This window comes from Streptomyces sp. A1136, from assembly GCF_004795055.1.
Classification (GTDB): domain Bacteria; phylum Actinomycetota; class Actinomycetes; order Streptomycetales; family Streptomycetaceae; genus Streptomyces.
On sequence record NZ_SSBJ01000020.1, the window covers coordinates 89,068 to 115,343 of the forward strand.

Below are 26,276 nucleotides of genomic sequence, written 5' to 3' on the forward strand. Positions count from 1 at the left end.
GCGAAGGCGCCCCCGAGGCGCCCCGGACGCCCTTCCATCGCTGCGGAGAGTGATCGTCCACTGCGCTGAGTAATCGTCAACTCCCCGTAGGTATAGGGGTAATTCACACCACCGGGATACCCGGGGGCGACGTGGGGACGATAGGGTTAACCTGCCCGGGCCGGGTGCCCTCGTACGGGTGGGGAGAGACATGGAACAGATAGCAATGCGCAGCAGGCCGCCCCGCGTGCCTGCCATCACCTGCGGCAGCAGTGCGACCAGCTCGCGCCTCGACCGCCACCTCGCCGTGCTGGGCGGACCCGCCGTCCCGCACCACGAGGCCGCCGAGGCGACCCTGCTGATGCGCGAACTCACTTCCCGCGACCACACGCACGTCCAGCGGAGCCGGAGCGCGCGCGTCGCGCTGTTCGCGCCGCTGCGCCGGCTGCGGCGCACGCTCTTCGGCAGCCGCCGCTCGTAACTGCCCCTGCGAGGCGGCCGGTCGCTCCGGTCGCGATCCCCGGCCCCGTCTTGTCCACGGCTCGTCCGACAGTGCGCTCCGGCTGTGCCCTCGGGTCGGCCGCGGCGTGCCCCGGCCCTTCCGGGCGGCCCCTCGGTACCGGCGCTCTCACGGTATCGGGCGGCCCCTCGGCATTCCGGTAACCCGGCGCGCGCCCGCGCCGGGGTTCCCGGGCCCCGCTGCGCAGGGGTTCGGCCGCGGTCGCGAGGCCGCGTCGACGGACTCCGTCCCCGCCGCCGTCCCGCTCAGGCGATCACGCCGTCCCGGCGCAGCGCGGTGATCCCCCCGTCGGTCATCCCCAGGTCCCGTAGCAGCGCGTCGGTGTGTTCGCCCAGCGCGGGTACCGCCCCCATCCTGGGCGGCGGGCCGTCGGGCAGCCCGATCGGCGGCAGCAGCGCCCGCAGCGGGCCCGCCGGTGACCCCACCTCCCGCCAGCGGTCGCGAGCGGCCAACTGCGGGTGCGCGGCCAGCCGCGCCACCGAGTTCAGTCGCGCACAGGCGATGCCCGCCGCCTCCAGGCGCCCGATCGCCTCGTCCGCGTCCAGCCCGGCCAGCGCCTCGGCCACCACCGTGTCGGTCTTCTCCCGGCCCCGGGTGCGGGCGGCGTTCGTCGCGTACGCCGGATTGTCCGCCAACTCGGGTCGTTCCAGCACCTGTTCGGTGAGGCGGCGCCATTCGCGATCGTTCTGCACGGACAGCAGGACGCGGTCCCCGTCGGCGGTGGGGTAGGCGTCGTAGGGCGCGATGACGGCGTGCGCGAGGCCGGTCCGTGCCGGCTGGCGTCCGCCGTGCATCGTGTGGTGCAGGGGGTGCCCCATCCACTCGGCGAGCGCGTCCAGCATGGACACCTCCACCCGGCCGCCGCGCCCGGTGGTCCCGCGGCGCAGCAGGGCGGCGAGCACCCCCGACAACGCGTACATGGCGGCGGCGATGTCGGCCGCCGGAATCCCCGCCTTCACGGGCTGCTCCGGGGTGCCCGTCACCGACACCAGCCCCGCCTCGCACTGCACGAGCATGTCGTAGGCGCGCTTGTGGGCGTACGGGCCCTCGGCGCCGTACCCGGAGATGTCGACGGCGATCAGCCGCGGGTAGCGGGCGCACAACGCGGCCGAGTCGAGGCCGAGCCGGGCGGCGGCGCCCTGGGCGAGGTTCTGGACGAAGACGTCGGCACCGTCCAGCAGGCCGTGCAGGACGTCCCTGCCGCGCGGATTCTTGAGGTCCAGCGCGATCGACTCCTTGCCGCGGTTGGCCCAGACGAAGTGCGACGCGAGGCCCTGGGCGGTGGTGTCGTAGGCGCGGGCGAAGTCGCCCCCGTCGGGACGCTCGACCTTGATCACCCGAGCTCCGAGATCGGCGAGCTGGCGGGTGGCGAAGGGGGCCGAGACGGCCTGTTCGACGGCGACGACGGTGACGCCGTCGAGGGGCAGCGGATCGGCGACGGGCGGCGCGGGGTGCGTATCGGGAGCCATGACCACCTGCCTACCCGCCGGGACCCGCGCCTGTCATCCCGCACAGTGCCGAGATCTCGTCAGGTCCCGTCCCCGGTTTGCCGCCGGCGGATGGCGGGCGGGACGGTCGCGGCACCGCCGCCGGCGCTGAGGCGGGTGGACTCGGCGCACCGAGGCACCCCGGGCGCACCGCCGTGTCGGACAAGTGGCACGAGCGCCGGGTCGGCGGTCGTACGGCTCGGACACCGCTCGACCGCCCGGCATCCTCGCCACCCCGCTCGTCCCGCCGCCCTTGAACACCCCGTGGACGACGGCCCGGCCCCGGCACCGAGGGCCGGGCACCGCGAGGCTGAGCCCGCCCGCGCCGTGGGCAGCCGGCCCCGGGCAGGGACGGTGCGGGCACCGGCAAGGGCAGAGGGACGCCGGCCCGCTGGTGGCTCGGCCCGGCGCGTCGGCGGACCTGCTCCACGGCCTCGCATCTCCGCGCCGACTCCACCGGAGCCGGTGCCGTCCGCCCACGGGGATACGGGGCCCCTGCCGGAGCGGCGCCGAGAGGCGGCGCGCTTCGCCCCGGGCGAGGCGGTTGACCGCCTCGCCTCCGCCCGGTCGGGCCGCGTGCCAACGGCGCCGGGGCCCATCCGCCGAACCGACACAGGGCTCGATCCGTCGAGACCGGCGCTGTTCGCGATGGCGCTGACGCGGGGCGGGCGGGCGCGACGGGCTTCGGAGCACCACCCGCCGGGCGCCCGCGCCGTCCTCGGGGCGGCGCGGTCCCGCTCCACGGCGGCAGGGGAAGGGTGCCTGCCCGTTCGACCTGCGGACCGCCGCAGCGCGCGGGTGGCTCCGCGCGGCCACCCGGCGGGGCCCGACCGGCGCCGCGAGCGCGGTGCGTGCCGTACCGGGGCGTTGCGGGCGACGCGCGTGCCGTACAGGGGCGTTGAGCGCGGCGCCCACCCCTTGGTGCTGCTCGCGCCGACGGCGCAACGGCAGGCCCCTGTCCGAGGTCGGCCGCCGTTCACCGCGCCGGAGGGCGGGCATGCCCGCCGACCCGCGCGGATGCGGTCGGCCGTCGCCCGTTGTCGCGGCCTGCGGCGGGCCGGGCACCCCTAGGCCCGGCGGGACCGCCGTACCCGGGCGGACCGGGAGCGTAGGGGTCGGCCGGTCGCCACGCGGGCGCCGGCCGGCCGCTTCGACGGGCGGAACGTCCCTTCGGCGGGCGGCGCGGGGCCGCCGCTACAGCAGGGCGAACTGGCCGCCCGGACCCTCCTCCCGGTGGTCCAGGACGGAGGCCGGGCGCCGGGCCCAGCGGGGCGGCGGCAGCACCCCGGCGGCTTCGAGGTCCCCGACCGACACCGTCGGCCCCGGCTCGAACGCCGCCCGCGTTGCGGCCAGATCGGCGAGCAGCGCCAGGGTCGTCACCAGCGACAGCAGCTCCGAGGTCCACGCCTGCGGCCACTCGACGGGGCCCAGCGCCTCCAGCCCCTCCGCCCCCGCCGCCCGGTGCGCGGTGCGGGCGGCGAACCAGGCCTCCAGTACCCGCGCGCCCTGGGTCTCGTACTCCCACACGCCCGCCGGGACGGGGGAGATGCTGCCGCCCCCGAGGGGCAGCGTCTCGGTCTCCGGGTCGTAGGCGAGTCCGTCCGGCCAGGCGGTGACCGCCGAGCGGACGTACGGCCGGCGCCCGCCGGGCAGCCGGGGCGCGTCCCCGCCCCGCGCCCCGCGCAACTGGACCGCGAGCAGCCGCCGGCCCAGTTCCAGGCCGGCGCGCCAGCGCTCGGGGTCGGCGGTGAGGGGGACCTCGGGGACCCCCTTGGGCCCGGGTCGGGACGCCGCCAGAATCCAGCACAGGACGTCCTCCGTGGCGACCGGGCCGCCGTACCGCTCGCCCAGCAGGGCCGGCAGCCCCGGCGCCAGGTTGGGCTCCGCGCCGCCGGGGCGCCGGTGAAGGGGGCGCAGGCGACCGAGCCGGCCGACCGGGAGGTGGGCGGTGACCAGCGGTTCGGGAGCCTCGACGAGGAACAGTTGCCGATCGTCGCGGACCCGCCACAGCTCGGGACGGGCCGCGTCGATGAGCCGCTGGTCCGGCAGGAGCCACTGCTCGTCGAAGGGGGCGCGCAGGACACGTACGGGTTGCGGGCAGGGGCCGGGCGCTGCCGCGAAGGGGGCCGTGGCGGACCGCTGCCCGGGCAGCGCGGCCGCGCCCGTGGCCGGCGTACGCCCCCTGGCCGGGCGGAACAACCGCTCCTGTTCGGTGCCTTTCGCGGCGGCGAGCGCCGTCCAGCGGGCCCGCAAGGTCGCCGGGTCGGGGGCCGCGACCCAGTCCCGTCCCAGGCGCAGAGGACGCACGGCCCAGGGCATCAGATCGTCCAGCAGCGGGTTCTGCGGCGGTACGTCGGTGCTCACGCGGCCGATGGTATCGACGGCGAGCGACGGCCGGGCCCGGTCCCGGCCGAAGCGTTACGCTCCTTGTGTAGGCCTATGTGGGCATTATGTGGGCACTTCCGGCAGGAGGCGGTCATGAGTCAGTACGACGAATACTCGACCCCGTCGCAGGCGGAGGGCGAGCGCCTCGACGAAGACATGGACGAGAAGGAGAAGGGACAGCGGCACCCGCAGACCATGCGCGGAACGCCGTCCCAGGCGGAGGGCGAGCGGGGCTCGGAGGACGAGGAGAAGAAGCGCTGACCGGGGCCCGGGCAGCGGTGGCTCAGGTGGCGTCGACGGTCACCGAGAAGGAGAACCGGTCGCCCCGGTAGCGGATGCGTGCGACGTCCACCACCCGCCCGCCCTCGTCGTACGTCACGCCCGTGTAGTGCAGGATCGGGCTGAGCAGCGGGACGCACAGCAAATCGGCCGTCTCCGGGTCGGCGAGCCGTGCCTCCACGGTGTCGGTGATCCGGCTGATCTTCACACCCACGATGTCCCGGAGCACCTTCGTCATCGGCCAGCGCTCCAGATCCGCCGGGTCGATCGCGGCGGCCAGTTCGGGCAGGACCGCGTTCTCCGCCCAGTTGCTCGGCTCGCCGGTCTGGCTGTCGTGGCGCAGGCGGCGGTAGGTGACCACCTCCGCGGTGTCCGGGAAGTGCTCCAACAGGTCCCCGGCCACCACCACGCGGGAGTGGCCGAGGATCGTCGTACGTTCGCCCGACTGCTGGGCCACGATCGCGTCCACCGAACCGAGCAGCCGGACGGGAGCCCCGCGCCGGGCACCCGGTTCGATGAAGGTCCCGCGCCGCCGGTGCCGGCTGATCAGCCCCTCGCCCTCCAACTCCTTGAGCGCCTGGCGCATCGTCAGCACGCTGACCCCGTAGTGCTCGGCCAACTGCTCCTCGGTGGGCAGCCGCAGCGAGGCGTCCGGGGCGCGGCCCAGTATCGAGGCGCGCAGCGACTGGGAGACCTGGTACCAGAGCGGGAGCTTCCGGTTCAGTACCAGTGAGTCGGGGGCGAAGGCGGTCACGGTGTTTCTCCGTACGGGCGGGACCTGCGGGACTTTGACGACCGACGCCCGTCAGGCGCGGAAGTGGCGCTCCAGACCCTGCCACACGTCGTCGTACCCGCGCTGGAGGTGTTCGGCGCCGGCCGCCTGGGCGGTGGCGGTGACGGGCCAACGGGTCTCGAACATGAAGGCCAGACCGTCGTCGATCTTCTGCGGCTTCAGCTCCGCGGCGCTCGCGCGGTCGAAGGTCTCACGGTCCGGTCCGTGCGCGGACATCATGTTGTGCAGCGAGCCGCCGCCGGGCACGAAGCCCTCGGCCTTGGCGTCGTAGGCGCCCTCGATCAGGCCCATGTACTCGCTCATCACGTTCCGGTGGAAGTACGGCGGGCGGAAGGTGTCCTCCCCGACCAGCCAGCGCGGCGCGAAGACGACGAAGTCCACGCCCGCGAGCCCCGGGGTGTCGGAGGGCGAGGTCAGGACGGTGAAGATCGACGGGTCCGGGTGGTCGAAGCTGATGGAGCCGATGACGTTGAAGCGGCGCATGTCGTACACGTACGGGGTGTGCGTGCCGTGCCAGGCGACCACGTCGAGGGGGGAGTGGTCGTAGGTCGCGGACCAGAGGTTCCCGCAGAACTTGTTGACCACCTCGGTCGGACGCTCGACGTCCTCGTACGCGGCCACGGGCGCCCGGAAGTCCCGCGCCGCGGCCAGGCCGTTGGCGCCGATCGGACCGAGGTTCGGGAGCTCGAAGGGCTGCCCGTAGTTCTCGCAGACGTAGCCGCGGGCGTCCGCGTCCAGCGGCTCGACACGGAAGCGGACGCCGCGGGGGATCAGCGCCATCTCGCCCGGGCGGGCGCTGAGCAGACCGAACTCGGTGCGCAGCAGCAGCCCGCCGCGCTCGGGGACGATGAGCAGCTCGCCGTCGGAGTCGCTGAACACCCGGTCCGTCATGGGGGCGTTGGCGGCGTAGAGGTGGATGGCCATGCCCGTGCGCTGGGTGGCGTCGCCGTTGCCGCCGAGGGTCCAGAGGCCGGCCAGGAAATCGGTGCCGGGGGCCGGGTCGGGGAGCGGGTTCCAGCGCAGGCGGTTGGGGTCGGGGACGGTCTCGGTGAAGGGCGCGGTGCGCAGGGCGCCGTTGTCGACGCGGGTGAAGGGCGGGTGCGCGGCCGAGGGGCGGATCCGGTAGAGCCAGGAGCGGCGGTTGTGGGTACGGGGCTCGGTGAACGCGCTGCCGCTGAGCTGCTCGGCGTAGAGGCCGAGCGGGGAACGCTGGGGCGAGTTCCGGCCATGGGGGAGCGCCCCGGGAACGGCCTCGGAGCTGTGCTCGTTCCCGAAGCCGGTGAGGTACGCCAGCCCTTCCGCGATCTTCGAGGCCTGCTCGCTGGTGCTGCCGCCGTCACTCATGCAACGCTCCCGTGTCTGCCGTAGGAATCCTATGCCTGACAGTAGGATTCTGTCCCACCCCCCGTCAACGCCCCCCGCCCTGGCGCGCCCCCTGTCCGCCACTGGGTGGCGGGGTACTGGCCTGGTGCGGGGGCGCCGGGGGCGGGGGCGGGCGTCCAGGGATCGGGCGGTACCCGGGGCGCTGTCCGGCCGGAGCCTCCGGGGTCGGCGTCCGAGGGGCCCGGGACCGGGGGCCCGGGGGTTGGAAGGTCGTGGCCCCGTGGCGAGGGGCGGCGGCGTTTGGGGGTCGGGACCCGGGGGTCGGGGGTCGCGGCCCCCGGGGCGGGGGTGGCGCCCGGGGTGCTGTCCGGCCGGAGCCCCCCCCGGGGTCGGGCGCCGGGGGGTGGGGTCGGAGATCCAAGGGGCGTGGCCTCGTGGCGGGGGTCGGGACCCGGGGGTCGGGGGTCGCGGCCCCAGGGCGGGGGTGGCGCCCCATGGTGCTTGCCCGGACGGAGCCCCCGGGGTCGGCGTCCGAGGGGCCGGGGGGTCGTGCTCCCGTGGCGGGGGTCGGGGTGGCGCCCATGATGCTTGCCCGGACGGAGCCCCCGGGGCCGGGCGTCCGGGGTGCTGTCCGGCCGGAGCAGCCGGGGTCGGGCGCCCGAGGGTAGGGGCGGGGACCCAGGGGTCGTGGTCCCGTCGCCGGGGCGGGGGTGGCGCTCGTGGTGCTTGTCCGGACGGAGCCCCCGGGGTCGGCGTCCGCGGGGGCCGGGGTGGGGGGCCCTCGGCAGCGGCCCCCGCAGTGCCGCACGCGCGCTTTCCCGATGCGGTCCGCGGAGGCCCCGGCTCACCTGGACGGGGGCGCTGGGCGCGCCGATCCGGCTTGGCGGCGGCCTTGCGGCTGCCCGAAGGGCGCGCCGCTTCGGCTCGGCGCTCCGCTCCCGCAGCCCGGGACTCGGACTCCCCCTGGGTCCTGTCTTCAAAGTAGCGCCGTTGAGGCCGGGCCAAGGGCGTCCGGGGCCGTGCATCGCAAGGCGGAGGGGCGCCCGTGTACTGGACGTAATCGGGCGCTCCGCCAACGCGGCGAGCTGCGGCACCGGGCAGCCCGGGCCAGGAGGCACTTTGGCGACAGGGCCTGGGCATCACGGCGACCCAGGCCCAACCGGTCGCACGTACGGCCTTCCCCCGGGCCACTCGCCGGCCTTGGCCCCGGTAGGACCGGGAGCCAGAGGCTCGCCGTCAGCGCCGCACGGCACCCTGGTCTGCAGCGGTCCCTACCCGGTAGCTGCCAGGCAGGGCCCCTGGGCCGAGCGGCTTCCCCGCCCGCAAGCCCCGCCCGAGCCGGCCGCACCGCGAGCCATCACCGGGCGCCGCACGCGACGCGTACTCGCCCGTGTCGTGTGGTCCCGCTCCCGGCGCGGTGCCAAGGCGCCGGCCCCCCCAGGGCTTGGGGGGCACCGCTCCGGATCGACGCCCGCGCCCCGCACCCCGCGCTCAGGCCCCGCACCCCGCGCCCCGCGCTCAGGCCCCGCGTACGCGATCACGGCGACCCCGGTCTCTCCCGGTCGCGCCCGCAGCCGGCGCCGACCCTTGGCGCCGGCAGGGCCCGGGAGCCGCATGTCCCGACGCCTCCGCCACCGAGCCCCGGGCGGCGAGGCCAACGCCCAGCCCCCGCCGACGAAGGGGGCCCCGGCGGCCTCGCCCGCCCCGGTCGACAACGGCCCCACCCGGGTCGCGGCCGGGCCGCCACCGCGCGAAGACCGGCACCCCAGAACGCAGTTCGACGTGATTCGTGCCCGAGGGGATCCGGAAAGGTGAACATTGCTCTACTCTCTCGCGCATGTCGTGGACCCGCAGGATTCCTGCCGTGCCGGCGATGCTCCCCGCCGCCCTCCTCGCTCTCCTGTCCCTCCTCGTCGCCGCGCCCACCGCCGCCGCGCACGAGGAGCGCCCCGTCACCCTCCCCGACGGAACCGGCTCCGTACCCCGCTACCGCGCCGCCGAGCCCGACCTGCTGGTCTGCAAGACCGACCGCCCGGACTTCGAGCGCCGGATATCCGCCTTCCCCGAAGACCTCAGGCAGCGCAACCTCGCCCTGTACGAGCGCTGCGAGAAGAGCGGCTACCGCCACCTCCAAGACGCCGTCGACGCCGTGGACCGGCCCGGGATGAACATCGCGATCCTGCCCGGCCTGTACGAGGAGGAGCCCTCGCTCCCCAAGCCCACAGGGGAGTGCGCCCACCTCAAGGCCCCGAACTCCGCGCTGGGCTACCAGATCCTGTCGTACGAGCAGCAGGAGCAGTGCCGCCACAACCAGAACCTGGTCGCCATCCTCGGCAAGACGGACCTCCAGATCGAGGGCACCGGCGCCTCCCGACTGGACGTGGTCATCGACGCCAAGTACCAAAAGCTCAACGCCATCCGTGCGGACAAGTCCAACGGCGTCTACTTCCGCAACTTCACCGCCCAGCGGACCACCTTCAACTCGCTCTACGTGCTCGCCGGCGACGGCTTCGTCATCGACGACGTACTGACCCGTTGGAACGACGAATACGGCTTCCTGACCTTCGCCAGCGACCACGGCCTCTACAAGAACTGCGAGTCGTACGGGAACGGGGACTCCGGCATCTATCCCGGCAGCGCCTCCAACATCAACGACCGCCGCGGTTACGACGTCCCGCGCTACTCCATCGAGATCACCGGCTGTCACAGCCACCACAACATGGTCGGCTACTCCGGCACCGCCGGAGACTCGGTCTGGGTGCACGACAACGACTTCGACCAGAACATGGGCGGCGCCTCGATGGACAGCGCCTTCCCCGGCCACCCCGGTCTACCGCAAAACCACGCCAAGTTCGAGCGGAACCTGATCCACGACAACAACGCGGACTACTACCCGAACGTCGCGAACGGCACCTGCGCCAAGCCGCCCATCGAGCGCGGCTACGAACAGGGCGTGGTCTGCCCCCAGATCTCCATGCCACCGGGCACGGGCATCATCACCGCGGGCGGGAACTGGAACCTGTACGAGAACAACTGGGTGTACGGACAGCGGCGCGCGGGTTTCTTCCTCAGCGCCGTGCCCGCGTTCATCCGCGGTGAGGAGGCGTGGTCGAAGCAGGCGGACACCTCCCACCACAACCGCTACGCCGGCAACGTCCTCGGCAAGGACAAGTCGGGTGCCTCCCGCCCCAACGGCATGGACGTGTGGTGGGACGGCCAGGGCAGTGGCAACTGCTGGCAGGCCGGGCCGGACGGCTCGACCCCCGGCACCCTGCCCGAGTGCGGAGACCGCCGCGGCTCCGTCTCCGGCGGCTCCGCGCGCCTGGCCGGCGAACCGGTCAAGCTGGTCCAGCTACTCGTCTGCGCCGACTACAACGTCCAAGCGCGCAAACTCCCCGCAGGGTGCGACTGGTACGGCTCCCGCGGCCTGGAGCGGGTGGAGACCCAGATCGCACTCGCCGTCGCCGCCGTGTTGCTGCTGGTCGGAGGCGTGTTGTGGTGGCGCCGCCTTCGCCGCTCGCGGCTCGGGACAGCCGCTTCGCTGCTGGGCGTGGCCGGGCTGGTGTTGGATGTCGCCGGCTCCACCACGACGCTCGACCCGACCTTCGTCCCCGCCCTCGCCCTTCTGCTCCTGGGACTCTGGTGGTCGGGAGTCGGCCTGGCGCTGCGACCGACCCGGCCCTGGTTCGCCCGGTTGACCCTGCTGCTGGGCGTGCTCACCCTGCTCGACGCGTTCGACAAGGCCGTACTGATGATCCCCTGGATCCCCCTCGGTCCCGCCTGGATACGAGGCCTCGTGGCGGTGCTCTGGGTCCTGTGGGCGGTCGTCGCCTCCGCCCGACCGGGCGCCACCCCGGGCCGCCCCGCCGGCCCCGGCGGCGACCCGGATGGCGACCGCGTCCCCGTCCCGGCGGGCCCCGAGCCGACCCTGAGCACCGCCGCCACCCCGGACTCACCGGCCACCACGACCGGAGGCCCCCAGTGACCGACCGACCCGCCGACCACCCTGGCCCCTCCGCTGCCGACCGCGTCACCTGCGACGTCTGCACCCCGCTTCCCCACCCCGCCCCCGCCCCCTTCTCCCACGCCGCCCCCTTCTCCCACCCCGTCGCACTCGCCCACCCCGCGCCCTTCCTCCGCCACCGGCCGCGCACGCCCCGCCGGATCGCCCACACCGCCCGGAACGCGGCCCTGGTCGCGCTCCTCCTCCTGCTCGCGGGCGGCGCGGCGGCCGGCTGCGGGGGCCGGGCCACCACCCACCACAAGCCGGGTACGAGCCACGAGCAGGCTTCCGGCAACGTCGGCACCCTGCTGCCCGCCCAGGACGGCGCCGGCCACCACCTCCGGGAAGTCGCGGCCGAGGGCGCACCTCAGGTGCGCCTCACGGCGCGCCCCGACTCGGAGGACGGCTGGAACCTCCAACTGACCGTGTCGAACTTCCGCTTCACCCCAGACAGCACCGGCGGCGCCGCCCTCCCCGGCGCCGGCCACGCCCACCTGGAGCTCGACGGCCGCGATCTGGCCAGGGTGTACGGCCCCTGGTTCCACCTGCCCGCGACCCAGGTGCCCGAAGGCGCGCACACCCTCACCGTCCGCCTGTACGCCGACGACCACACCGCCTGGGCCGTCGCCGGCAAGGCGGTGGAGGCGTCCGTCCCGCTGACCGGCGGCGCCTCCGGCGAAGCCGGCCACACCCATGCCGCCCCCACCTCGCCACCGACCACCCAGGAGGCGGACCGGACCGTCACCCTCACCGTCCGGGCCGGCAAGGTCACCCCGCCCCCGGGCCGGATCGAGGTGACGCACGGCGAACGCGTGGCCCTTCGGGTCACCAGCGACCGCGCGGACACCCTGCACGTCCACGGCTACGACAAGGAACTCGCCCTGCCCGCAGGTCAGGAGGTCACGCTTATTTTGACGGCCGACCGCACCGGTCTGTTCGAGGTCGAGACCCACGAGTCGGGACTCGTCCTGACCCAGCTCCTCGTCCGATGACCCCACCGCGACCGCTCCTGGTACCCACCCTGTGCGCGGGAGGTGACTGCGGTGGCCGGAACGTGGTCCCGCACCCGGCCGATCCGGCCGTCACCTTCCTCGCGCACGGGATCGGGTCCCAGCACGACCTGCCCATATCTCCCTTCTATGCCTTCGCGGGTGCCTTCGCCGCGCTGTTCGTCTCCTTCCTCGCCCTCGGCCTGCTCTGGTCCACCTCCCGTTTCCGCGGCGACCGCTCCGGACTCGCCCTGCCTGCCGGGCTCCAGCGGGTGGCCGACGCGCCGGCCACCCGCACCACCCTGCGCGGACTCGGCCTCGCCGCAGCCCTCGCCGTACTCCTCCACCTCCTCCTCGGTCCCGACGATCCGGCCCGAAACCCCGCTCCCGGCGCCGTCTACGTCCTCCTCTGGGTCGGACTTGTCCCCGCCTCCCTCCTCTTCGGTCCCGTCTGGCGCCTCCTCAACCCCCTGCGCACCCTGCACCGGCTGCTCGTCCGGGCCCTGCCCCGCCCCGGCCGGCCGCTCCCGCACGGGCTCGGCCAATGGCCCGCCGCGGTCGGGCTGTTCGGCTTCACCTGGCTTGAGCTCGTCTCGCCTGATCCCGCTTCAACCACCACCCTCCTGTTTGCCCTCGGCGGCTACACCGCCCTCCAACTCGCCCTCGCCGCCCGCTTCGGCGAGGACTGGTTCGCCGACGGAGACGCCTTCGAGGCGTACTCCGCCCTCTTGGCCCGCCTCTCCCCGTTCGGCCGCCGTGACGACGGCCGCCTCGTCCTGCGCAACCCCTTCCACGGACTCGACGCGACGCCCGAGCGGCCCGGACTCGTCGCCACCGTCTGTGTCCTGCTCGGCTCGACCGCCTACGACGGGTTCTCCGACAACCCCTCCTGGATCAACGCGATACAGACCTCCCCTCTCGGCCGAACCCTCGCGGCCACCCTCGGACTCCTCGGTTCCATCGCCCTCGTCGCCACCCTCTACTGCCTGTGCGCGGCGGCCACCCGCCTCGTCAGCGGCCCGCACCCCGGCCCGCTGACCGCCTTCGCGCACTCACTCGTGCCGATATCGCTCGGCTATCTCACCGCCCACTACCTCTCCCTCCTCGTCACCGAAGGACCACGCACAGTAAGCATGGCACTGGGCACTGACAACGCCCCGGAACCCTTGTCCCCACTGGGTCCCGGGGCCCTCGCCGCCCTTCAGGTCGTCGCGGTGGTCACGGGCCACGTCCTCGGAGTCGTCGCGGCCCACGACCGCTCCGTACGCCTCTTCCCGCCGGCGAAGGCCGTCGCCGGACAACTGCCGCTGCTCGCGCTGATGATCACGTACACCATCGGCGGCCTCAGCCTCCTGCTGAACTGAGACCGCCGCCCCCGGCACCCGCCAGGAGCGGCATGATGGACCCCGTGCCCCCCGCCCAGCCCATGCGCCGGACCCCGATCCAGCAGCGCAGCGCCGACCGCCTCGCCCGCATCCTCGACGCCTGCGCGGAACTGCTCGACGAGACCGGGTACGAAGACCTCAGCACCCGCGCCGTGGCCCAGCGCGCCGGAGTGCCCATCGGATCGGTCTACCGCTTCTTCGGGAACAAGCGGGCGATGGCCATCGCCCTTGCGCACCGCAACCTGGACCGTTACGCCGAGGGCATCCAAGAGCGGCTCGCCGCGCTCCCGGGCACCCACTGGCAGCCCGTCGTGGACGCGGTGCTGGACGAGTACCTGGCCATGAAGCGCAGCGTTCCCGGCTTCGCCCTCGTGGACTTCGGCGTGCCCGCCCCGCCCCCCGAGGGACCGGCGGCCGACCCGAACCACCTGGTGGCCGTCCGGCTCACCGAACTGCTCTCGCGCCACCTCGGGCTCGTTCCCGACGTCACCCTGGAGCGGGCGGTCCTGGTCGCGGTCGAAGCCACCGACGCGCTCATCCAACTCGCGTTCCGGACCGACCCCGCGGGAGACCCCGGCATCGTCGCGGAAACCCGGGCCATGATGCGGGCGTACCTCGCCAGGGTGCTGGACTGATCCGCGTCGCCGAAGCCCCGGGCCCGTCGCCGGCCGAAGCCCCGGCCCGTCGTCGGCCGTGGGCGCCGGCAGCCTGCGGGAACCGAATAGGTTGCTTACCCCTCCCCAACCTCCCTACCGGTCGGTATGCTCGGTGCGCCGTCGGCCCGCCGCCGCGGCCTGCCGCCCTCTGGAGGGTCCATGCCCCGCACCGCCCTGCGCATCTGCCCCCTGTGCGAAGCCACTTGCGGCCTCACCCTCACCATCGAGGGCACCACCGTCACCGGCGCTCGGGGCGACCGCGACGACGTGTTCAGCCGCGGCTTCATCTGCCCCAAGGGCGCCTCCTTCGGCGCCCTCGACGCCGACCCCGACCGCCTGCGCACCCCCCTCGTCCGCCGTGACGGCGTCCTTCGGGAAGCCACGTGGGAAGAGGCCTACGACGCCATCGCCGCCGCCGTGCCCGCCCTGGTCCGGGAGCACGGAGCCCAGGCCGTCGGCGTGGTCCTCGGCAACCCCAACGTCCACACCATGGCCGGCGCGCTCTACCCCCCGCTGCTCCTCAAGGCGCTCGGCACCCGCAACCTCTTCACCGCCAGCACCTTGGACCAGATGCCCAAGCACGTCTCCAGCGGGCTGCTCTTCGGCGACCCCTTCGCCATCCCGGTCCCCGACCTGGAACGCACCGATTTCCTCCTCCTGCTCGGCGCCAACCCCGTCGAGTCCAATGGCTCCCTGTGCACCGCTCCGGACTTCCCCGGGCTGCTCAAAGCGCTGCGCGCACGCGGCGGCAAGCTGGTCGTCGTCGATCCGCGCCGTACGCGCACCGCCCGGCTCGCCGACCGGCACCTCGCCCCGCGCCCCGGCAGCGACGCCCTGTTGCTGGCCGCGCTCGCGCACACCCTGCTCGCCGAGGGGCTCGCGGTCCCCGGACCGCTCGCGGAACACACCGAAGGACTCGGGGAACTCGGCACCGCGCTCGCGAGTTTCACTCCTGAGGCCGTCGCCCCCGCCTGCGACCTCCCGGCCACCGAGATCCGTGCCCTCGCCCGCGAACTCGCGGCCGCGCCCACCGCCGCCGTGTACGGGCGGATCGGCAGCTGCACCGTGGAGTACGGCACCCTCGCCAGCTGGCTGGTCGACGTACTGAACATCCTCACCGGCAACCTCGACCGCCCGGGCGGAGCCCTCTTCCCGCTCCCGGCCGCCGGCCCGCGGCCCCGGCCCGCGGGTCCCGGCAAGGGGTTCGCCATGGGCCGGTGGCACAGCCGGGTCAGCGGCCACCCCGAGGTCAAGAGCGAACTGCCCACCGCCGCGCTGGCCGAGGAGATCGAGACGCCGGGGGAGGGACGCATCCGGGCGCTGATCGCCATCGCCGCCAATCCGGTGCTGTCCGCCCCCGACGGCCGCCGCCTCGACGGTGCCCTGGCCGGTCTCGACTTCATGGTCAGCGTCGACCCATACCTCAACGAGACCTCCCGCCACGCCCATGTCGTCCTCCCCCCGCCGCCACCCAGTCAGAGCGCGCACCACGACTTCGCCTTCAACGGCTTCGCCATCCGCAACCAAGTGCGTTACACCCGGCCGGCCGTGCCCCTCGAAGCCGACCGGCTCGACGAGTGCGAGATCCACGCCCGTCTCGTCCTCGCCGTCTCCGGCATGCACGGCGCCGCCGCGCCGTCCGCCGTCGACGAAACGGCCATCCAGGCCACCCTCCGCAAGGAGACCGCCGACCCGCACTCGCCCCTGCACGGCGAGGACCCGGCGCGTCTCGCCGGCCTGCTCACCGGCGAAACCGGCCCCGAGCGGCGGCTCGATCTGATGCTCCGGCTAGGGCCGTACGGTGACCGGTTCGGCAGCGAGCCGCACGCCGAAGCCGCCGCCGAAGTGCGTCCGGGCGCGTCCGGACGCGGGACCGATGGCGCACCCGAGGGCGGCCTCGGCCTGGAGCGGGTACTCGCCCACCCGCACGGCATCGACCTGGGCCCGATGCGCCCCCGGCTCCCGAGCGTGCTCAGGACCCGCAGCGGCAGGATCGAGCTGCTGCCGGACCCGATCGCGGCCGAGCTGCCCAGGCTGCGCGCGGCGCTCGCCGAACGCCCCGCCGCCCTCGTGCTCGTGGGCCGCCGCCATCTGCGGTCCAACAACAGCTGGTTGCACAACGTCCCGGCCTTGGTCGGAGGTTCCAACCGCTGCACCCTCCAGGTCCACCCCCATGACGCGGACCGGCTCGGGCTCACCGACGGCGGCCGCGCCCGGATCACCGCCGACGGCGGCGCCCTGGACGTCCCGGTGGAGATCACCGACAGCGTCCGCAGCGGAGTGGTGAGCCTCCCGCACGGCTGGGGACACGACCGGGCCGGGTCCAGACTGTCGGTCGCCGCCGCCGACCCGGGAGTCAACGTGAACCAACTGCTGGACGGCACCCGGCTGGACCCGCTGTCGGGCACCGCCGTCCTCAACGGGTTCCCCGTCGAGCTGACACCCCTGCCCTGAGCTGGGGTTTTGCTCGTATTGCTCACGCCCGCACGTCTTGTTGGCGCGAGGAGGAGACGCCTACGTTCCCTGCATGCTGACTCTCCTCGGCTTCGCCATGATCGGGACTTTCCTCGTCCTGATCATGATGAAGAAAATGTCGCCCATCGCGGCCCTCGTCCTCATCCCCGCGCTCTTCTGCGTATTCGCCGGGAAGGGTGCCCACCTCGGCGACTACGTCATCGACGGCGTGGGAAAGCTCGCACCGACCGCCGCCATGCTGATGTTCGCCATCGTCTACTTCGGAGTGATGATCGACGTCGGCCTCTTCGACCCGGTCGTGCGGGGCATCCTGCGCTTCTGCAAGGCCGACCCGATGCGCGTCGTGGTCGGCACCGCGGTACTCGCGGCGGTCGTCTCGCTCGACGGTGACGGATCGACCACGTTCATGATCACGGTCTCGGCCATGTATCCGCTCTACAAGCGGCTCGGGTTGAGCCTGGTGGTCATGACCGGCGTCGCGGCCACGGCCAACGGCGTCATGAACACCCTTCCCTGGGGCGGCCCCACCGCCCGCGCGGCCACCGCCCTCAAGCTCGACGCCGCCGACATCTTCGTGCCCATGATCCCGGCTCTCGCAGTGGGGCTGGTGTGCGTGCTCGCCCTCGCCTATGTGCTGGGTGTGAGGGAGCGCCGACGCGTCGGCACCCTCGCGCTTCCCGGCGAGGGCGTCCGCGAGGACGTGCACGAGGACGTGCGCAAGGACGTCCTCGTGGCGGAGCCCGCCGGAGCGCCGCCCGTCGCGGTCACGCTTGGCGCAGGCGCAGGCGCAGGCGCAGGCGCAGGCGCAGGCGCAGGCGCAGGCGCAGGCGCGGGCTCGAGCGAGCGCGCAGGCACGAGCGCAGGCGAAACGACCGCCCCGACCACGCCCGCCCCGGTCCCCGCGCCGGCCGCCGGGGAGGGGGACGCCGACGGGATGCAAGGTCTCGACCCGAACCGGCCGACCCTCCGCCCCCGCCTGTACTGGTTCAACGCCGCCCTGACCGTCGCCCTGCTCACGGCGATGATCATGGAGTTGCTCCCGATCCCGGTGCTCTTCCTGCTCGGCGCCGCCCTCGCCCTGACCGTGAACTTCCCGCACATGCCCGACCAAAAGGCCCGCGTCGCCGCCCACGCCGACAACGTCCTGAACGTCGCCGGGATGGTCTTCGCAGCCGCCGTCTTCACCGGCGTCCTGAACGGCACCGGCATGGTCAAGCACATGGCCGACTGGCTGGTCGGCGCCATTCCCGACGGCATGGGCCCGCACATGGCGCTGGTCACCGGAGTGCTCAGCCTTCCCCTGACGTACTTCATGTCGAACGACGGCTTCTACTTCGGCGTCCTGCCGGTATTGGCCGAAGCCGGTGCCGCCCACGGCGTTTCCTCGCTGGAGATCGCGCGCGCCTCCCTCGTCGGCCAGGCCCTGCACATGTCCAGCCCACTGGTTCCGGCCGTCTACGTGCTCGTCGGCATGGCCAAGGTCGAATTCGGCGACCACACCCGCTTCACCGTCAAATGGGCGGCGCTGACCTCCCTCGTGGTCCTCGCGGCAGGGATGGTTTTCGGCATCATCTGACCCCGGCGAACCCTGGCGCCGGTAAAACTACCGTTGCTAGTTTGTAGGCTGTCCGCGAGGTCAGCGTCTACACGCTCGTGCGTGCTCGGGAGGAAAGCCATGAAGGCCCACGACGGGATGTACATCGGCGGCGCATGGCGGCCCGCCGCGGGACGCGACCGGATCGAGGTCGTGAACCCGGCCGACGAGCAGGTCATCGGCGGGGTCCCGGCCGGAACCGCGGACGACGTGGACGCCGCGGTACGGGCGGCCCGCGCCGCCCTGCCCGGCTGGGCGGCCACGGCGCCGGCCGAACGGGCCGCCCTGATCGGCGCCCTGCGCGACGTACTGATCGCCCGCAGGAGCGAGATCGCCGAAACGATCACCGCCGAGCTCGGCACCACGCTCGGTTTCGCGGAGGCCGTGCATGTCGGCGCTCCCATCGGCGTCGCCGCCTCGTACGCCGAACTCGCCGCCACCTACGCCTTCGAGGAGCGCCTGGGCAACTCCACGGTGCTGCTCGAACCGGTCGGCGTGGTCGGGGCCATCACGCCCTGGAACTACCCGCTGCACCAGATCGTTGCCAAGGTGGCGCCCGCTCTCGCCGCCGGCTGCACCCTCGTCCTCAAGCCGGCGGAGGACACCCCGCTGACCGCACAGCTCTTCGCCGAGGCCGTACACGAGGCGGGCATCCCGGCCGGAGTCTTCAACCTGGTGACCGGTACCGGCCCGGTCGCCGGGCAGGCACTGGCCGAGCACGAGGGAGTCGACCTCGTCTCCTTCACCGGGTCGACCGCCGTCGGCCGTCTCATCGGCGCCACCGCCGGCGCCGCGATCAAGCGGGTCGCCCTCGAACTGGGCGGCAAGTCGGCCAACGTCATCCTGCCCGGAGCCGACCTCGCCAAGGCCGTCTCCACCGGCGTGGCCGACGTCATGCGCAACTCCGGTCAGAGCTGCAACGCGCTCACCCGCATGCTCGTCCACCGGGACCAGTACGAGGAGGCCGTCAGCCTCGCGGCCGCCGCCGTCGCCAAGTACCCCACCGGCGACCCCACCCAGCCGGGCACCCGCGTCGGCCCGGTCGTCAACGCCAAGCAGCGCGACCGCGTCCGCGCGTACATCGTCAAGGGAGTGGAGGAAGGCGCGCGCCTCGTCGCGGGCGGCCCCGAAGCGCCCCAGGAACAGGGGTACTTCGTCGCCCCGACCGTGTTCGCCGACGTCACGCCCGAGATGACCATCGCCCAGGAGGAGATCTTCGGCCCCGTGCTGTCGATCCTGCGCTACGAGGATGAAGAGGATGCCCTGCGCATCGCGAACGGCACCGTGTACGGGCTGAGCGGAGCCGTGTGGGCCGCAGACGAAGAGGCAGCGGTCGCGTTCGCCCGCCGTATGGACACCGGCCAGGTGGACATCAACGGCGGTCGCTTCAACGTGCTCGCGCCCTTCGGCGGCTACAAGCAGTCGGGTGTCGGCCGCGAGCTGGGCCCGCACGGTCTGGCCGAATACCTCCAGACCAAGTCCCTCCAGTTCTGACCCCCGCCCCCGATCGGCCCGCCCGCACCCCGACCGGCCCGCCCGCACCACGCACGCCCCCGCCCCACCGGCCGCGGCCGGCGCGTGCCCGGGCCCGCGCCACACCCGCCCCACCCGCCCCCGAGAGACACCCCGAGAGACGGAAACGCCCATGGTCCGCGCTGCCATCTTGCCCGCCGTCGGAGCTCCGCTGGAGATCCGGGACATCGTGCTGCCCGAGCCCGGGCCCGGGCAGGTCCGGGTGCGGCTCGCCGCGGCCGGTGTCTGCCACTCCGACCTCTCCCTCACCAACGGCACCATGCGGGTCCCTGTCCCCGCGGTCCTCGGGCACGAGGGCGCCGGGACGGTGCTCGCGGTGGGGGAGGGCGTCACGCATGTCGCCCCGGGGGACGGGGTGGTGCTCAACTGGGCCCCCTCGTGCGGCGGGTGCCACCACTGCCTGATCGGCGAGGTATGGCTCTGCGCCAAGGCCCTCACCGGAGTCGGCGCCGTCTACGCACACGACGCCGACGGCACCGACCTGCACCCCGGGCTCAATGTCGCCGCCTTCGCCGAGGAGACGGTCGTCGCGGCGAACTGCGTGCTGCCCGCCCCCGACGGCATCCCGCTCACCGAGGCCGCCCTGCTCGGCTGCGCCGTCCTGACCGGCTACGGCGCCGTCCACCACAGCGCCCAGGTCCGCCCGGGCGAGTCGGTCGCCGTCTTCGGCGTCGGCGGCGTCGGACTGGCCGCCCTCCAGGCCGCGCGGATCGCCCAGGCGGGCCCGATCGTCGCCGTCGACGTCTCCCCGGCCAAGGAGGAGCTGGCGCGGGCGGCCGGAGCCACCGAGTTCGTGCTCGCGTCCGACACCACCGCCAAGCAGATCCGCGCCCTCACGGCCGGCCAGGGCGCGGACGTCGCCATCGAGTGCGTCGGCCGGGCGGAGACCATTCGGGGCGCGTGGGAGTCGACGCGTCGCGGCGGCCGCACCACCGTCGTCGGCATCGGCGGCAAGGAGCAGCAGGTCACCTTCCACGCCCTGGAGATCTTCCACTTCGCCCGCACCCTCACCGGGTGCGTCTACGGCAACAGCGATCCGGCCCGCGACCTGCCGGTCATCGCCGACCACGTGCGGGCCGGTCGCCTGGACCTCGGGGCCCTCGTCACCGACCGCATCACCCTCGACGGCATCCCGGGCGCCTTCGACGACATGCTGGCCGGCAAGGGCGGCCGTTCCCTCGTCGTGTTCTAGTCCTTCTCGTCAAAAGGCTCCGCCCCCGGCCCCGCCGGGGGCCGGGGCCCGGGCTCCGGACGGCGTCAGGATGTCTGCCGCAACGCCTCGTACTGGAGGCCCAAGCCGTCCAGCAGGGCCGTCAGGCCCGTCTCGAACGCACCCTCGTCCACCTCCCGCTGCCGCTCCGCCAGCAGGTGGGCCTGCCCCAGGTGCGGGTAGTCGCCGGGGTCGTAGGCCGTCCGGTCGTCCACGAAACCCCGGGCGAAGGACGCGACCGCCGAGCCCAGGATGAAGTACCGCATCAGGGCGCCGATCCGCGTCGCCTGGGCCGGCGGCCACCCCGCCGCCGTCATGGCGCCGAAGACGGCGTCCGCGACCCGCAGCCCCGCCGGGCGACGGCCCGGTCCCCGCGCCAGTACCGGCACGATGTTCGGATGGTCGGCCAAGGCCGCCCGGTAGGAGTGCGCCCAGTCGTGCAGGGCCTCCCGCCACTCACGCCCCCCGTCGAACATCGACAAGTCGACCCTGCCGCTCACGGAGTCCGCCACCGCCTCCAGGATCTCGTCCTTCGTCCGGAAGTGGTTGTAGAGGGAGGGCCCGCTGACCCCGAGCGCGGCCGCCAGTCGCCGGGTCGACACCGCCTCCAGCCCCTCCGCGTCCACCAACGCTCCCGCCGCCTCGACGATGCGGTCTCTGCTCAGGAGGGGCTTGCGCGGTCTGGCCATGCGCCACATAGTAGGGCCTGACCCCGTTAAACTAGCGGTGCTAATTAACCCCGGCCCGGCCTTGCCCCCACCCGGCTGCCGCCCCCGGGGGCAGGCGCCACGACGCCCGGAGGCCACGGTGAACCTGGAGCTCAGCGAGGAGCAGACCGCCGTACGCCGGCTCGCCCGCGAGTTCACCGAGCGCGAGATCGCCCCGTACGCCGCCGACTGGGACCGCGCCGAGAGCGTCGACCGATCCATCGTGCGCAAACTCGGCGACCTCGGCTTCCTCGGGCTGACCGTCCCCGAGCAGTACGGCGGCTCCGGCGGTGACCACCTCGCGTACGCGCTCGTCACCGAGGAGCTCGGCCGGGGCGACTCCGCCGTGCGGGGCATCGTGTCGGTCTCCCTCGGCCTCGTCGCCAAGACCATCGCCGCCTGGGGCACCGAGGAGCAGAAGCAGGCCTGGCTGCCCCGCCTGTGCTCGGGCGAGGCGCTCGGCTGCTTCGGCCTGACCGAACCGGACACCGGCTCCGACGCGGGCAACCTCACCACCCGCGCCACGCGCGAGGGGGACGAGTACGTCCTCGGCGGCAGCAAGATGTTCATCACCAACGGCACCTGGGCCGACGTGGTACTCCTCTTCGCCCGCACCAACGCCGAGCCCGGCCACCGAGGTGTCTCCGCCTTCCTCGTCCCCGCCGACAGCCCCGGTCTGACCCGCCGCGAGATCCACGGAAAGCTCGGCCTCCGCGGCCAGGCCACCGCCGAACTCGCCCTCGACGGCGTCCGCGTACCGGCGGGCGCCATGCTCGGCCCCGAGGGCAAGGGCTTCTCCGTCGCCATGTCGGCACTGGCCAAGGGGCGGATGTCGGTCGCGGCCGGCTGTGTCGGCATAGCCCAGGCCGCGCTCGACGCCGCGGTCGCGTACGCGGGCCGGCGCGAGCAGTTCGGCAAGCCCATCGCCCGGCACCAACTGGTGCAGGAACTCATCGCCGACATCTCCGTCGACGTCGACGCCGCCCGCCTCCTCACCTGGAGGGTCGCCGACCTGATCGATCGGGGGCAGTCCTTCGCCACCGAGGCCTCCACCGCCAAGCTCTTCGCCTCCGAGGCCGCCGTGCGCGCCGCGAGCAATGCCCTCCAGGTGCACGGCGGCTACGGCTACATCGACGAGTATCCGGCCGGAAAGCTGCTGCGCGATGCCCGTGTCATGACCCTGTACGAGGGCACCAGCCAGATCCAGAAGCTCCTCATCGGCCGGGCCCGCACCGGCGTTTCGGCCTTCTGACGGGGTGTCGGAGCCCTGGGGCGCCGATCTGAGTACCTACGTGAGTACGCGCGCGCATACGCCGCGGGCAGCCCCGCCGCGATGCTGGACCCATGAACGAGACACCGGTCAAGCAGCAGAACACGGGGGCGTACTACGGCCAGGCCGTCGCGTCCTTCGCCATCGCCCTCGCCGCTGTCGGGCTGGGCATCTACAACATGGACGCCGACGGCTGGGTCCGCGCCTTCCTCGGTATCGCGGTCCTCTACCTCACCACCTCCGCCTTCACCCTCGCCAAGGTCGTCCGCGACCGCCAGGAGGTCACGCAGATCGTCAGCCGGGTCGACAAGGCCCGAATGGAGAAGATCATGGCGGAGTACGACCCCTTCGCACCGAAGTAGCCGCCGGACGCCCGGGTGTCCGACCGCTCGGCACTAAGCGCTTGCTCACCCTCCGGTAGGGTGTTGGTTCCTACGAGCCGAAGAGGGTGAGCGAGCGATGGACAGTCCCGGCGCGGCCGAGACCGACGGCTACCAGCCGTGGTCGGAGGTCACCCCCGACGCCGCCCGGCGGCTTCTGGTCGCCGCCGTCGAGACCTTCGCGGCGCGCGGCTATCACGCCACCACCACCCGGGACATCGCCGCCCGCGCCGGGATGAGTCCCGCCGCGCTCTACATCCACTACAAGACCAAGGAAGAGCTGCTCCACCGGATCAGCAGGATCGGCCACGACAAGGCGCTGGAGATCCTGGAGACGGCCGCCGACGGCCCGGGGACCGCCGCCGAGCGCCTCGTCGAGGCCGTGCGCTCGTTCGTGCTGTGGCACGCCGCGCACCACACCACGGCGCGGGTGGTCCAGTACGAGCTCGACGCCCTCGCCCCGGAGCACCGCTCCGAGATCGTGGCGTTGCGCCGCCGCAGCGACGCCGCCGTCCGGCGCATCCTCGCGGACGGTGTCGGGTCCGGGGAGTTCGACGTGCCCGACGTCCCGGGCACGACCCTCGCCGTGCTGTCGCTGTGCATCGACGTGGCCCGCTGGTTCGACATCGCGGGACGGCGCACGCCCGACGAGGTCGGCGCGCTCTACGCCGACCTCGTCCTGCGCATGGTGACGGCGAAGCCCTGAGGGCGGCGAAGCCCTGAGTGGCGGCGACGCTCAGGGTGGCGGCGAAGCACTCGGCCGCCGCGCGACCCCGCCCGCGCGGGCTGCCACGCCTCACACGCCCCGGCAGGCTCAGAAGTAGTACCGGGACACCGACTCCGCCACGCACACCGGCTTCTCGCCACCCTCCCGCTCGACCGTCACGGCCGCCGTGACCTGCACCCCGCCGCCCGCCTCCCGGACGTCCGTGACCACGGCGGTGGCGCGCAGCCGCGATCCGACCGGTACCGGGGCCGGGAAGCGCACCTTGTCCGTCCCGTAGTTGATCCCCATCCGCATGCCCTCGACCCGCATGATCTGCGGAACCAGGCTCGGCAGCAGGGACAGCGTGAGGTAGCCGTGCGCGATGGTGGAGCCGAACGGCCCGGTGGCCGCCCGCTCGGGGTCCACGTGGATCCACTGGTGGTCGCCCGTGGCGTCGGCGAAGAGGTCGATGCGCTTCTGGTCCACCTCCAGCCACCCGCTCGGGCCCAACTGTTCGCCGATGGCGGCGCGCAGCTCCTCGGCGGACGTGAAGATCCTCGGTTCGGCCATGCCCTGCCCCTGCCTCTCGCTGATCAAGCTAATAAGCGCTTGCTCAGCATGCTGGGACCGCCCGCCCCTGTCAACGGACCTCCGCCATCGAGTCGCCGCCGCGCCGACTACCCTCGACCGGGTGCCGCAGATTCCCGGAAAGATCCACGAACTCACCGTCGGCCAGCTGTCCGCGCGCAGCGGCGCGGCCGTCTCCGCGCTCCACTTCTACGAGGCCAAAGGCCTCATCAGCAGCCGCCGCACCTCCGGCAATCAACGTCGCTACACCCGCGACGTGCTGCGCCGGGTGGCCTTCGTACGCGCCGCCCAGCGGGTCGGCATCCCCCTCGCCAGCATCCGCGAGGCCCTGGCCCGGCTCCCCGAGGAACGCACGCCCACCCGCGAGGACTGGGCGGCGCTCTCCGAAGCGTGGCGCACCGAACTCGACGAGCGGATCAGGCGGCTGACCCGGCTGCGCGAGAACCTCTCGGACTGCATCGGCTGCGGCTGTCTCTCGCTGACGGCCTGTGCCCTGTCCAACCCCGACGACGTCTTCGGCGAACGCCTCACCGGCTCCCGGCTGTCGCTGTAGCGGCGCGCGCCCACTCCCGACCGGCGGCCGCCACCAGCTCGGCGTTCGAGCGGGCCGGCCGCCCGTCCGGCAGCAGCAGTACGTCCCCTACGCCGATGCGCGCCCCCGCACCGCACCGCGCGGCCAGCCGCAACGCCGGCCACGCGGCGCCGTCCCGCCCGAACAGCAGCCACGACACGCCCGGCGGCCCGCGCAGCCCCTCGACCAGCGCCGGGTCCGCCTCCACCAGCTCGCCGACCAACCGAACCCGCCCCGCGTAACCCGCCGCCCAGGCCCCCACATCCGCCCAGGCAGCCGCGCCCGCCCAGCCCCCCGCATCCGCCCAGTCCGCCGCACCCGCGCCCGCCCCGCCCGGTACCTGCCGCGGACCGCCCAGCGGCACCACCGCGTCCACCGCCACCCCCCGCTCCAGCAGCGCCGACGCCAACGCCCGCGCCCCCGGCTCCGCCCAGCGCACCACCGCCCGCTCGGGCAGCACCGCCCAGGAGCGCACCCGCGCCGGCCGCCCCGCCGGGTCGGGCTCGGCCGCCACGCTCACCGGAACGCTCAGCGGTACGGAGACCCCCGCGCCCCGCAACGCCTCCAGCGTCGGCCCCACCACCCGGGGCGAGAGGCTCTCGCGCCCACACGGTGTCCGGGGGTGGACCAGTACCTCCCGGGCCCCCGCGGCGACCGCCCCCAGCGCCGACTCAGCCAACGCCCGGGGCGACATCGGCACCGAGGCCCCCTCGCCCGCGCCCCGCGCGCCGTTCAGAGCGACCTGGAGGCGCGCCGCCACCCGGCCCGCGCCGCCCCGCTGCTTTCCCGTACCGCCCCGCTCCTTTCCCGTACCGCTCACGCGGCCGATGCCGGATACGTGAGCGCGTCCGCCAGAGCCGGTCTGGGCACCACGATCCCGCAGCCCCCGCACACCGGCCCGTCCCAGGCCCACGCGCCTTCCCAGTGCCCGTGTCCGTGCCCGGCGCCCACCGAGGGCCAGCTCAACTCCTGCTCCCCGCAGATCGGGCACGACGTCCCCGGCTCCGACTCCAGCGCCTTCACCAGCCGCCGCAGCACCTCGCCCAGTGTGCCCTCCGGCCGCACCCCCGGGTCCGCGCAGCGCACAACCGCGTCCCCGCTGCCACCCCAGGCCCACTCCGGCCGCCGCAACCCGTCGTGCTTCTCGCGCCTTCTGCGCTCCGCGAACTGCCGTTCGTACTCCAGCCAGACCGCGCGCGCCTCCTCCAGTTCCTCCAACGCCGCGACCATCCGCCGCGGATCGGCCGCCCGGTCCTCGGGGGCGATCCCGTGCCGGTCGCACAGGTGCCACCACGTCGCGCGGTGCCCGTACGGGGCGAACCGCTCCAGACAGCGGCGCAGCGAATGGCGCCGCAACGCACGGTCGTTGCGCCCATCACGCACCTGGTAGGCCAGACTCCGGAATCCCGCCATGACACCCTCACCTCCGCCGCGCCCACGCCC

Annotated in this window: 22 protein-coding genes; 14 read left to right on the forward strand and 8 right to left on the reverse strand. The window is 73.8% G+C overall.

Annotated features, from left to right (window positions below; all coding sequences use genetic code 11):
* Positions 1–190: 190 nt before the first annotated feature.
* Positions 191–460: a hypothetical protein gene (locus E6R62_RS20640; protein ID WP_136214965.1), complete on the forward strand. Its 270-nt coding sequence runs from the start codon at positions 191–193 to the stop codon at positions 458–460.
* 284 nt (positions 461–744) lie between these two features.
* On the opposite strand, the gene E6R62_RS20645 is transcribed toward E6R62_RS20640, so the two are convergent.
* Together E6R62_RS20645 and E6R62_RS20650 are read right to left on the reverse strand one after the other, a co-directional pair.
* Positions 745–1,968, reverse strand: a complete 1,224-nt coding sequence (locus E6R62_RS20645; protein WP_136214966.1) for a CaiB/BaiF CoA-transferase family protein — start codon at positions 1,966–1,968, stop codon at positions 745–747.
* A 1,212-nt stretch (positions 1,969–3,180) separates the two neighbouring features.
* Entirely contained in the window at positions 3,181–4,305 is a 1,125-nt protein-coding gene (locus E6R62_RS20650; RefSeq protein WP_168714123.1) for a type ISP restriction/modification enzyme, read from the reverse strand.
* A 159-nt stretch (positions 4,306–4,464) separates the two neighbouring features.
* Between E6R62_RS20650 and E6R62_RS39645 the strand changes: the two genes are divergently transcribed.
* Positions 4,465–4,632 carry a hypothetical protein gene (locus E6R62_RS39645; RefSeq protein WP_168714121.1) on the forward strand — a complete coding sequence of 56 codons (168 nt, stop codon included), beginning with the start codon at positions 4,465–4,467 and terminating at the stop codon, positions 4,630–4,632.
* Between the two features lie 22 nt (positions 4,633–4,654).
* Here E6R62_RS39645 and E6R62_RS20655 read toward each other — a convergent pair whose 3' ends face one another.
* Positions 4,655–5,404, reverse strand: a complete 750-nt coding sequence (locus E6R62_RS20655; RefSeq protein WP_136214968.1) for a GntR family transcriptional regulator — start codon at positions 5,402–5,404, stop codon at positions 4,655–4,657.
* A 51-nt stretch (positions 5,405–5,455) separates the two neighbouring features.
* Positions 5,456–6,787: a homogentisate 1,2-dioxygenase gene (gene hmgA, locus E6R62_RS20660; protein ID WP_136214969.1), complete on the reverse strand. Its 1,332-nt coding sequence runs from the start codon at positions 6,785–6,787 to the stop codon at positions 5,456–5,458.
* 1,816 nt (positions 6,788–8,603) lie between these two features.
* Here hmgA and E6R62_RS20665 point away from each other — a divergent pair.
* The 8 genes from E6R62_RS20665 (at position 8,604) to E6R62_RS20705 (ending at position 20,593) form a co-directional block, all read left to right on the forward strand.
* Positions 8,604–10,751: a right-handed parallel beta-helix repeat-containing protein gene (locus E6R62_RS20665; protein ID WP_136214970.1), complete on the forward strand. Its 2,148-nt coding sequence runs from the start codon at positions 8,604–8,606 to the stop codon at positions 10,749–10,751.
* Between the two features lie 179 nt (positions 10,752–10,930).
* Positions 10,931–11,761, forward strand: a complete 831-nt coding sequence (locus E6R62_RS20675; RefSeq protein ID WP_136215033.1) for a hypothetical protein — start codon at positions 10,931–10,933, stop codon at positions 11,759–11,761.
* Positions 11,758–13,122, forward strand: a complete 1,365-nt coding sequence (locus E6R62_RS20680; RefSeq protein WP_240801793.1) for a hypothetical protein — start codon at positions 11,758–11,760, stop codon at positions 13,120–13,122. The genes E6R62_RS20675 and E6R62_RS20680 overlap by 4 nt, the downstream gene beginning before the upstream one ends.
* 35 nt (positions 13,123–13,157) lie before the next feature.
* The gene (locus E6R62_RS20685) at positions 13,158–13,778 is read left to right on the forward strand and encodes a TetR/AcrR family transcriptional regulator (protein WP_136214971.1); all 621 of its coding nucleotides are present in this window, start codon (positions 13,158–13,160) and stop codon (positions 13,776–13,778) included.
* A gap of 180 nt (positions 13,779–13,958) precedes the next feature.
* Entirely contained in the window at positions 13,959–16,253 is a 2,295-nt protein-coding gene (locus E6R62_RS20690; protein WP_136214972.1) for a molybdopterin-dependent oxidoreductase, read from the forward strand.
* Between the two features lie 73 nt (positions 16,254–16,326).
* Positions 16,327–17,850, forward strand: coding sequence for a CitMHS family transporter (locus tag E6R62_RS20695; protein ID WP_136214973.1), 1,524 nt, complete (start codon positions 16,327–16,329; stop codon positions 17,848–17,850).
* Between the two features lie 99 nt (positions 17,851–17,949).
* Complete coding sequence (locus tag E6R62_RS20700) at positions 17,950–19,362, forward strand: aldehyde dehydrogenase family protein (protein ID WP_136214974.1); 1,413 nt, start codon at positions 17,950–17,952, stop codon at positions 19,360–19,362.
* Positions 19,363–19,513: 151 nt separating this feature from the next.
* Complete coding sequence (locus E6R62_RS20705) at positions 19,514–20,593, forward strand: Zn-dependent alcohol dehydrogenase (protein ID WP_136214975.1); 1,080 nt, start codon at positions 19,514–19,516, stop codon at positions 20,591–20,593.
* A gap of 65 nt (positions 20,594–20,658) precedes the next feature.
* Here E6R62_RS20705 and E6R62_RS20710 read toward each other — a convergent pair whose 3' ends face one another.
* Positions 20,659–21,300 (reverse strand): TetR/AcrR family transcriptional regulator, encoded by a 642-nt coding sequence (locus E6R62_RS20710; protein WP_136214976.1) that lies wholly within the window; start codon positions 21,298–21,300, stop codon positions 20,659–20,661.
* A gap of 118 nt (positions 21,301–21,418) precedes the next feature.
* On the opposite strand from E6R62_RS20710, the gene E6R62_RS20715 reads away from it, so the two are divergent.
* From E6R62_RS20715 to E6R62_RS20725, 3 genes are all read left to right on the forward strand, one after another.
* Complete coding sequence (locus tag E6R62_RS20715) at positions 21,419–22,570, forward strand: acyl-CoA dehydrogenase family protein (protein WP_136214977.1); 1,152 nt, start codon at positions 21,419–21,421, stop codon at positions 22,568–22,570.
* A gap of 92 nt (positions 22,571–22,662) precedes the next feature.
* Positions 22,663–22,950, forward strand: coding sequence for a YiaA/YiaB family inner membrane protein (locus E6R62_RS20720; RefSeq protein WP_136214978.1), 288 nt, complete (start codon positions 22,663–22,665; stop codon positions 22,948–22,950).
* A 97-nt stretch (positions 22,951–23,047) separates the two neighbouring features.
* Positions 23,048–23,674, forward strand: a complete 627-nt coding sequence (locus tag E6R62_RS20725; RefSeq protein WP_136214979.1) for a TetR/AcrR family transcriptional regulator — start codon at positions 23,048–23,050, stop codon at positions 23,672–23,674.
* Between the two features lie 108 nt (positions 23,675–23,782).
* Here E6R62_RS20725 and E6R62_RS20730 read toward each other — a convergent pair whose 3' ends face one another.
* Positions 23,783–24,244 carry a MaoC family dehydratase gene (locus E6R62_RS20730; protein WP_136214980.1) on the reverse strand — a complete coding sequence of 154 codons (462 nt, stop codon included), beginning with the start codon at positions 24,242–24,244 and terminating at the stop codon, positions 23,783–23,785.
* Between the two features lie 121 nt (positions 24,245–24,365).
* On the opposite strand from E6R62_RS20730, the gene soxR reads away from it, so the two are divergent.
* Positions 24,366–24,815, forward strand: a complete 450-nt coding sequence (gene soxR, locus E6R62_RS20735) for a redox-sensitive transcriptional activator SoxR (protein WP_136214981.1) — start codon at positions 24,366–24,368, stop codon at positions 24,813–24,815.
* Here the strand turns inward: soxR and E6R62_RS20740 are convergent.
* On the reverse strand, positions 24,790–25,653 hold the full coding sequence (locus E6R62_RS20740) for a 3-keto-5-aminohexanoate cleavage protein (protein ID WP_240801794.1): 864 nt from the start codon (positions 25,651–25,653) through the stop codon (positions 24,790–24,792). The genes soxR and E6R62_RS20740 overlap by 26 nt on opposite strands.
* A complete protein-coding gene (locus E6R62_RS20745; RefSeq protein WP_136214982.1) occupies positions 25,650–26,246 on the reverse strand; it encodes a hypothetical protein in 597 nt (198 codons plus the stop codon). The genes E6R62_RS20740 and E6R62_RS20745 overlap by 4 nt, the downstream gene beginning before the upstream one ends.
* Positions 26,247–26,276: the final 30 nt, after the last annotated feature.

Excerpts from the sequence above, each read along its gene's own strand:
- E6R62_RS20640 (WP_136214965.1), top strand. The coding sequence starts at position 191 with ATGGAACAGATAGCAATGCGCAGCAGGCCGCCCCGCGTGCCTGCCATC.
- E6R62_RS20645 (WP_136214966.1), bottom strand. The coding sequence starts at position 1,968 with ATGGCTCCCGATACGCACCCCGCGCCGCCCGTCGCCGATCCGCTGCCC.
- E6R62_RS20650 (WP_168714123.1), bottom strand. The coding sequence starts at position 4,305 with ATGCCCTGGGCCGTGCGTCCTCTGCGCCTGGGACGGGACTGGGTCGCG.
- E6R62_RS39645 (WP_168714121.1), top strand. The coding sequence starts at position 4,465 with ATGAGTCAGTACGACGAATACTCGACCCCGTCGCAGGCGGAGGGCGAG.
- hmgA (WP_136214969.1), bottom strand. The coding sequence starts at position 6,787 with ATGAGTGACGGCGGCAGCACCAGCGAGCAGGCCTCGAAGATCGCGGAA.
- E6R62_RS20665 (WP_136214970.1), top strand. The coding sequence starts at position 8,604 with ATGTCGTGGACCCGCAGGATTCCTGCCGTGCCGGCGATGCTCCCCGCC.
- E6R62_RS20680 (WP_240801793.1), top strand. The coding sequence starts at position 11,758 with ATGACCCCACCGCGACCGCTCCTGGTACCCACCCTGTGCGCGGGAGGT.
- E6R62_RS20685 (WP_136214971.1), top strand. The coding sequence starts at position 13,158 with ATGGACCCCGTGCCCCCCGCCCAGCCCATGCGCCGGACCCCGATCCAG.
- E6R62_RS20690 (WP_136214972.1), top strand. The coding sequence starts at position 13,959 with ATGCCCCGCACCGCCCTGCGCATCTGCCCCCTGTGCGAAGCCACTTGC.
- E6R62_RS20695 (WP_136214973.1), top strand. The coding sequence starts at position 16,327 with ATGCTGACTCTCCTCGGCTTCGCCATGATCGGGACTTTCCTCGTCCTG.
- E6R62_RS20700 (WP_136214974.1), top strand. The coding sequence starts at position 17,950 with ATGAAGGCCCACGACGGGATGTACATCGGCGGCGCATGGCGGCCCGCC.
- E6R62_RS20705 (WP_136214975.1), top strand. The coding sequence starts at position 19,514 with ATGGTCCGCGCTGCCATCTTGCCCGCCGTCGGAGCTCCGCTGGAGATC.
- E6R62_RS20710 (WP_136214976.1), bottom strand. The coding sequence starts at position 21,300 with ATGGCCAGACCGCGCAAGCCCCTCCTGAGCAGAGACCGCATCGTCGAG.
- E6R62_RS20720 (WP_136214978.1), top strand. The coding sequence starts at position 22,663 with ATGAACGAGACACCGGTCAAGCAGCAGAACACGGGGGCGTACTACGGC.
- E6R62_RS20725 (WP_136214979.1), top strand. The coding sequence starts at position 23,048 with ATGGACAGTCCCGGCGCGGCCGAGACCGACGGCTACCAGCCGTGGTCG.
- E6R62_RS20730 (WP_136214980.1), bottom strand. The coding sequence starts at position 24,244 with ATGGCCGAACCGAGGATCTTCACGTCCGCCGAGGAGCTGCGCGCCGCC.
- E6R62_RS20745 (WP_136214982.1), bottom strand. The coding sequence starts at position 26,246 with ATGGCGGGATTCCGGAGTCTGGCCTACCAGGTGCGTGATGGGCGCAAC.